Annotated in this window: 8 protein-coding genes; 4 read left to right on the top strand and 4 right to left on the bottom strand. The window is 30.9% G+C overall.

Features of this window, described 5'->3' with window-relative positions:
• The 3 genes from RH98_RS08555 to dnaA all read right to left on the bottom strand — a co-directional run.
• Positions 1 to 738 (bottom strand): SAM-dependent methyltransferase (locus RH98_RS08555; RefSeq protein WP_010253024.1); only part of this gene is annotated, 738 nt, incomplete at its 3' end.
• A gap of 91 nt (positions 739 to 829) precedes the next feature.
• Positions 830 to 1,288 (bottom strand): low molecular weight protein-tyrosine-phosphatase, encoded by a 459-nt coding sequence (locus RH98_RS08550; protein ID WP_010253023.1) that lies wholly within the window; start codon positions 1,286 to 1,288, stop codon positions 830 to 832.
• Entirely contained in the window at positions 1,288 to 2,730 is a 1,443-nt protein-coding gene (gene dnaA, locus RH98_RS08545; RefSeq protein WP_010253022.1) for a chromosomal replication initiator protein DnaA, read from the bottom strand. The genes RH98_RS08550 and dnaA overlap by 1 nt, the downstream gene beginning before the upstream one ends.
• Before the next feature lie 175 nt (positions 2,731 to 2,905).
• Between dnaA and RH98_RS08540 the strand changes: the two genes are divergently transcribed.
• Together RH98_RS08540 and RH98_RS08535 are read left to right on the top strand one after the other, a co-directional pair.
• Positions 2,906 to 3,325, top strand: a complete 420-nt coding sequence (locus RH98_RS08540) for an acyl-CoA thioesterase (RefSeq protein ID WP_010253021.1) — start codon at positions 2,906 to 2,908, stop codon at positions 3,323 to 3,325.
• A gap of 63 nt (positions 3,326 to 3,388) precedes the next feature.
• Positions 3,389 to 4,129 carry a hypothetical protein gene (locus RH98_RS08535; protein WP_010253019.1) on the top strand — a complete coding sequence of 247 codons (741 nt, stop codon included), beginning with the start codon at positions 3,389 to 3,391 and terminating at the stop codon, positions 4,127 to 4,129.
• 326 nt (positions 4,130 to 4,455) lie between these two features.
• Here RH98_RS08535 and RH98_RS08530 read toward each other — a convergent pair whose 3' ends face one another.
• On the bottom strand, positions 4,456 to 5,007 hold the full coding sequence (locus tag RH98_RS08530) for a GNAT family N-acetyltransferase (RefSeq protein WP_010253017.1): 552 nt from the start codon (positions 5,005 to 5,007) through the stop codon (positions 4,456 to 4,458).
• Positions 5,008 to 5,237: 230 nt separating this feature from the next.
• On the opposite strand from RH98_RS08530, the gene RH98_RS08525 reads away from it, so the two are divergent.
• Both RH98_RS08525 and RH98_RS08520 read left to right on the top strand, forming a co-directional pair.
• Positions 5,238 to 5,708: a DUF7832 domain-containing protein gene (locus RH98_RS08525; protein WP_010253014.1), complete on the top strand. Its 471-nt coding sequence runs from the start codon at positions 5,238 to 5,240 to the stop codon at positions 5,706 to 5,708.
• A gap of 216 nt (positions 5,709 to 5,924) precedes the next feature.
• Positions 5,925 to 6,140 (top strand): DUF6140 family protein, encoded by a 216-nt coding sequence (locus RH98_RS08520; RefSeq protein ID WP_010253011.1) that lies wholly within the window; start codon positions 5,925 to 5,927, stop codon positions 6,138 to 6,140.
• Positions 6,141 to 6,218 lie beyond the last annotated feature (78 nt).

Genomic DNA, 6,218 nt, shown 5'->3' with positions numbered 1-6,218 from the left:
TTTTTTTGTATCTAATTTTTTATGAATAATAAATATACACGGACGTTTATGAAGGTCTATTTTTGTTTTTTTCCAAAGTGAAGCAGGTTTTGTTTGAATATACTCTGTTTCCAAAGTAATATCACAAGCTACACATATTAAAGTATTAGGATTTAATATTTGAGACATATCTTGTAATAATTGATTATTACGATAAGGAGTTTCAATAAAAAGCTGAGACTGATTTTTATCTTGTGAGAGTTTCTCTAATGCTTTTAATGTCGTTTTCTTTTCTCCTTTATCAATAGGTAAATATCCATTAAAAGCAAAGCTTTGACCATTCATTCCAGATGCCATAACAGAAAGCAAGATAGAAGAAGGACCTACTAAAGGGGTAACTTTGATATTTTTTTTATGCGCGAGGTCTACAATTACTGCTCCTGGATCTGCAACACCAGGACATCCAGCTTCACTCATTACTCCAACACTTTTTCCTTCTAATAATGGTTTGATGTAATCTTTATATTCACTAATCTCAGTGTGTTTATTTAGTGGATAAAGTATTAGTTCAGATTGTTTTTTTTCGGGACAAATACTTTTGATAAACCTTCTAGCTGTCTTTTCATTTTCAACGATAAAAATATCTAACATTTCTATCACTCTTTGTACCGTCTGAGGTAAAACATCTAGTGGGTTAGTAGTTTCTCCAAGTGTAATTGGTATTAAGTATAATGTACCTAAAGTTGTAGTATCAGTCATCAGTTGTCTAAATCTCTTTTTTTAGTTGAGCAAAGGTAAGAATAATAAAAAAGAAAAGGAGGAAAAATAAATTTCCTCCTTTTCGGTATATCTAAGATTGTAAATCTTTGGCTATTACATTGCATGCATCGTCTAATAGTTTATAGACGTGATAAAAACCTCCTGGTCCACCGAAATAAGGATCGGGTACCTCTTGATTCTTTTCTGGTTGAAGCTCGTTTAAAATAAGCATAACCTTGTTTTTTGCTTCCTCGCTAGGAGCTAGTTTTACAACGTTTTCATAATTTGATTGATCCATGACATATATTCTGTCGAAAGTATCAAAATCGTCAATTGTAAATTGACGAGCACGTTGTTTTGAAATATCAATGTCGTAATGTTGTGCAACTTCGATAGATCTAGGGTCTGGTTGTTGTCCTACATGCCATGCTCCTGTGCCAGCAGAATCAACCAAGAAACTATCTTTAGATAGTTTTGATTTTAAGATTCCTTCTGCTAAAGGTGATCGGCATATATTACCTAAACAAACCATTAAGATCTTTGCTTTCATTACATATTGAACTTAAGATTAATATCGTCGTGATATCTCTTGAATTCTTTATCAGTATCGATTAGGTTGTCGATTGTTTTGCAAGCGTGTAAAACAGTTGCGTGATCACGACCACCAATTTGAGAACCAATACTAGCTAAAGAAGACTTAGTATATTTTTTTGCAAAATACATTGCAAGTTGTCTAGCTTGTGCAATATTTCTTTTTCTCGTTTTAGAACGTAAAGTATCTGTATCGATTTGGAAATATTCAGAAACCACTTTTTGAATGTAATCAATAGAGATTTCTCTTTTTACATTCTTAACAAATTTCTCAACTACTTGTCTAGCTAACTCTATTGTAACTTCGCGTTTATTAAATGAAGATTGAGCGATTAAAGAGATAATAGCTCCTTCTAATTCACGGATATTAGTATTTACGTTTTGAGCTACGTAGTGAATAATTTCTTTCGGCATTTGTACGCCATCACGGAATAAAATGCTTTCAACAATTTTTGCTCTAGTTTCAAAATCTGGATGTGATATCTCGGCAGATAATCCCCATTTAAAACGAGAAAGTAAGCGTTGTTCGATATCTTGCATATCTACAGGTGCCTTATCAGAAGTAAGGATTACCTGTTTTCCGTTTTGGTGCAAGTGGTTAAAGATGTGAAAAAATACATCTTGTGTTCCTGATTTACCTGATAAGAATTGAATGTCATCGACTATTAATACATCAATTAATTGATAAAAATAGATGAAATCATTTCTTGTTTGTTTTCTAACAGAATCAACATATTGTTGAGTAAAAACCTCTGCTGAAATATATAAAACAGTTTTTTCTGGATATAAATCTTTTATTTCAACCCCGATGGCTTGTGCTAAGTGTGTTTTACCCAGCCCTACACCACCAAATATTAATAGTGGATTAAAAGAAGTACCACCAGGTTTATTAGCTACTGCCAAACCAGCAGAACGCGCTAGGCGGTTAGAATCTCCTTCTAAGAAATTATCAAAAGAATAGTTTGAGTTTAACTGCGATTCAATCTTAACATTGCGTATTCCTGGAATAACAAAAGGATTTTTAAGTTCCGGATTTTTGTTTTGAACAGGTACGTCTAATTCTTGTGGTTTTAAAGGGCTTCTTTGATTACTAGGTAATTGCTCTGTAAAAGGTTGTTTATTGTTTGCAGTAGATTCCATTTGAATCTTATACAACAATTTTGCATTTGGACCTAATTGTTTAGTCAATGCAACTTTAAGAATTTTTACATAGTGCTCTTCTAACCACTCATAGAAGAATTTACTAGGTACCTGAATACACAACGAATTATCATTAGTCAATTCAATTGCCTTAATAGGCATGAACCAAGTCTTAAAGGCTTGCTCCTGAATATTATCCTTAATGAATTCGAGACAATTGTTCCATACAGATTCAGCTGTCATATTCGTATATTCACGCATTTTTGGTTATAATTAAAAAACAGTTACTACTTTTGAGTGATTTGTGGGGAAGAAATCTTAAATGATTTCTGTGGCAAATATGTGAACAATTTTTGTGATAAAAAAACATTTTAGTCATTGTATATACCAAAAAAAATTGGTAAGTAGTATAAAAAAATAAAGAAACAAATTTTAAATGAGAGATCTAAAAATCTTTGATACGCAGGTTCGTGTGCGTTATGCAGAAACAGATAAAATGGGTGTTGTATATCATGGTAATTATGCGCAATACTTTGAAATAGCGAGAGTTGAGTGGCTTCGCAACTTAGGAGTGTCTTATAAGTCTATGGAAGATGCAGGGGTGATGTTACCAGTGGTATCTTTAACGATGAATTACAAGAAATCGGCTAAATACGATGATATACTTACAGTTAGAACTATATTGGTAAAAGTTACTGCAGTTAAGATCGAATTTGATTATGAATTGTTCAATGAACAAGGTGATTTACTAACAACAGCTAACTCAGTTTTAGTTTTTGTAAATATGAGTACTGGACGTCCTTGTTCTCCTCCAGAATATTTAAAAAATAAATTAGAGACTTTGATGAGTGTATAAAACTTCATCAATTATTTCGATAGTTAAAGAAAGTTATTTTTTATATTTACAAAAACATTTGATATGAAAGCAACTAATTGGCTTCTCTTGGCAGGAAGTTTAGTCACTACGGCAACTTTTGCACAAGAAGGTAATTTGATTGATGGACGCGTTAGACTTTTAGATGGTAAAGTTATTCCTGTAGAAATTGTTAATCGAAGCACGAATGAATCTACTCTAACTGATGAAACAGGTTATTATTTAGTAGTAGCAAAAGAAGGAGATACTTTGCGATTTTTAAGTAAATTAAGTGCTACTTCAGACTATATAATTTCAAAAGAAGATTTAAAAACTGGACGAGTAAATATACTTTTAAGTAAGCCTGGTCAAAATCTTGAAGAAATTGTAATTCTAAAAAAAGATTTAGGAAGTGATTTCTTAGGTTTGGGCGAGCGTAGTAAATTATCACCAGCAGAAATTAATTACAGTAAAAATAATACTCTTACTTCTGCAACTAAGACTGGAGGTTTAGGGATAAGTATAGACGCAATTGTAAATTTATTGTCTGGGAAACGAAAAAGAGATAAACAAGCAATTGTTTATGAACGTTTAGAAACTGCAGTCAATGCATTTTTAGAGGAATATCCTAAAGAGAGCTTAGTGAAAGATTTGAATATTCCCAAAGAGCGTGTAGATGCCTTTTTATATTATCTAGTTGATCAACCAGATTTTAGAAAGGTGCCTATCGATGAGTCAGATGGATATAAATTATTTTTAGCAAAACATTATAATGAATTTCTAGACTTTATGAACATTAAAGACTGATATATATTTAAAATAATTACGTATTATAAAAGAAACCTCATAGGCTAGTGTCTATGAGGTTTTATATTAAAATAGATATTTTATGACATTTAACTATTATACCTATTTAATAATATTTCGATATGTCTAGTTCTATGTGTCTTAATTGCGTTCTTTATCATCTCTTAATTAAGTTCCTTGTGACTCCTAGTAGATAAAGCGATATACATAACGGGAGCAGTAATGAAAAATTCTAGTAATATATAATCATTACTATTTTATCTTAGAATGATAATGCAGTGATAATTTATTTTAGAAGAAGTTATTTTAATGAGTGATAAAGGGAATTACTTTCTGTATTCCTGTTTTAGAAGAGAGTAAATGACTGAATCATCATAAATACCATTTTTTAAATAGTGATGTCTCATTTGTCCTTCTTTCGTAAAACCATATTTAGCAACTGTTTTTAGTGAAGCTATATTTTCTGGCGAAATAAATGCTTCAATACGTAGTAAACCCAGTGTGTCAAAACCATATTCAATTACTCTTTTTAATACTTCCGTCATTACACCTTTTCCTTTTGATTGGTCATTGAATAAAGCATATCCAATTTCAGCTCTATTGTGGTCTAAGTACCAAGTATGAAATCCACAATCTCCAATTACTTTTTGGCTCTGTTTATCAATTATCATAAACATGATAAAAGTTTTATTATGAGTTCTGAAGCCATATTGAGCTTTGTTTTTTTCTAATTGAGCTTCTTCTAGTGATTTTCCTGTAAAGTCTGCTATCCTTTGAACATCTGCAGAGTCTAAGTAAGCTTTATATTTTTCGGCAGTCACTATTCTAAGTTTATAGCGATCGGTTTCTATATATTCGAATTCCAGTTCTGTATTCATTTTAATTATTTTAGATTGCAAAAATATGAATTAATGCTATATGAATTAATGCTACAGAGTAAGAGAAGTCTGATGTGATAACAAGTAGCAAGTATTTATAGTTTATTCTTTTGAAATTCTGTGTTATTTGAAAGTAAAAACTCATTGTAAAATAATTATATTACTTAAATTGTTTGACGATATAATGATTACTTTTGAAAGTATATTAAAATTCTAAAAACACAATAATTATGTCAAAGTATGATGATGCTTCATGGCATTATGGAGGAGAGTTTCCAGATGATTTAACACCAGAAAAAGGAGCAACCCATATAGGAATGTTTATGAGGTGGTGTCTTGAAAGAAAACTATATTCTGAAGAATTAGAGGAAGATGCTGAAGAAGAGATTGATGATGTAATTAATGGGGAGCTAACCGGAGCTGATTTTGTTATACAAGTTTGTGATGAAAAGTTAGCAACTTATGATTTAAATCAAGAAGGGAATGCCTTTGCAAAAGATTATTATGAAGATGAAACAGATTTTGCAGAACATTATAATTCTTTTGCAGATGATTACGAAAGTATCTTTATACAACATGCGCATGATACTAATACACATTTAGAAAGTTTCTATCACGTAGAAGATACAGAAGAAAATTATCAATTAATCAAGCCAATTATTGATAAACGATTTGCTCAATGGCTAGAATATAGTAAATAGTATTACTTTAAATAAAAAAATAAAAATAGAGAAGGAGTTAAGATTCACTTAACTCCTTCTCTATTTTTATTTAAGTATTTTTTGTTAAAAATAATGAGTGAAACGGCAGTTTTCTTTAGGCAGTTTTTGTTTACTAGAAAATATTGTGTGTTCACCCTTTTTTAGAAGTATTTATATGAGATAGTAGTTAAGTTTACTTATCTAAAGGAGGTGTTCATGGCAATATATCAAGCTATAGTAAGACGTAGCCACAAAGAAGGTGAATTGTATATTGAAAAAGGAATGAAAGTAGAATTTATTTCTTTTAGCCCACCTTGGATGGTAGAGGATGGGAAACCAATACATGATGCTTTTATGAGAGTTTATGGGATCGATTTAAAAAAGGGCTTTGCTTGTAATCCTGGTTTTATTGAAGTTAAGGAAATAAAATAAATTTATTTTTTGATTGGACATTTTTGCCAGTCATCTCAAATATGTTTGTACTGTCACTGCATAACAATGAAAGTTTAA

This window comes from Myroides injenensis M09-0166 (assembly GCF_000246945.1).
In the GTDB taxonomy this organism is placed as follows: domain Bacteria; phylum Bacteroidota; class Bacteroidia; order Flavobacteriales; family Flavobacteriaceae; genus Flavobacterium; species Flavobacterium injenense.
This window is presented reverse-complemented; position numbering and strand designations above follow the sequence as displayed.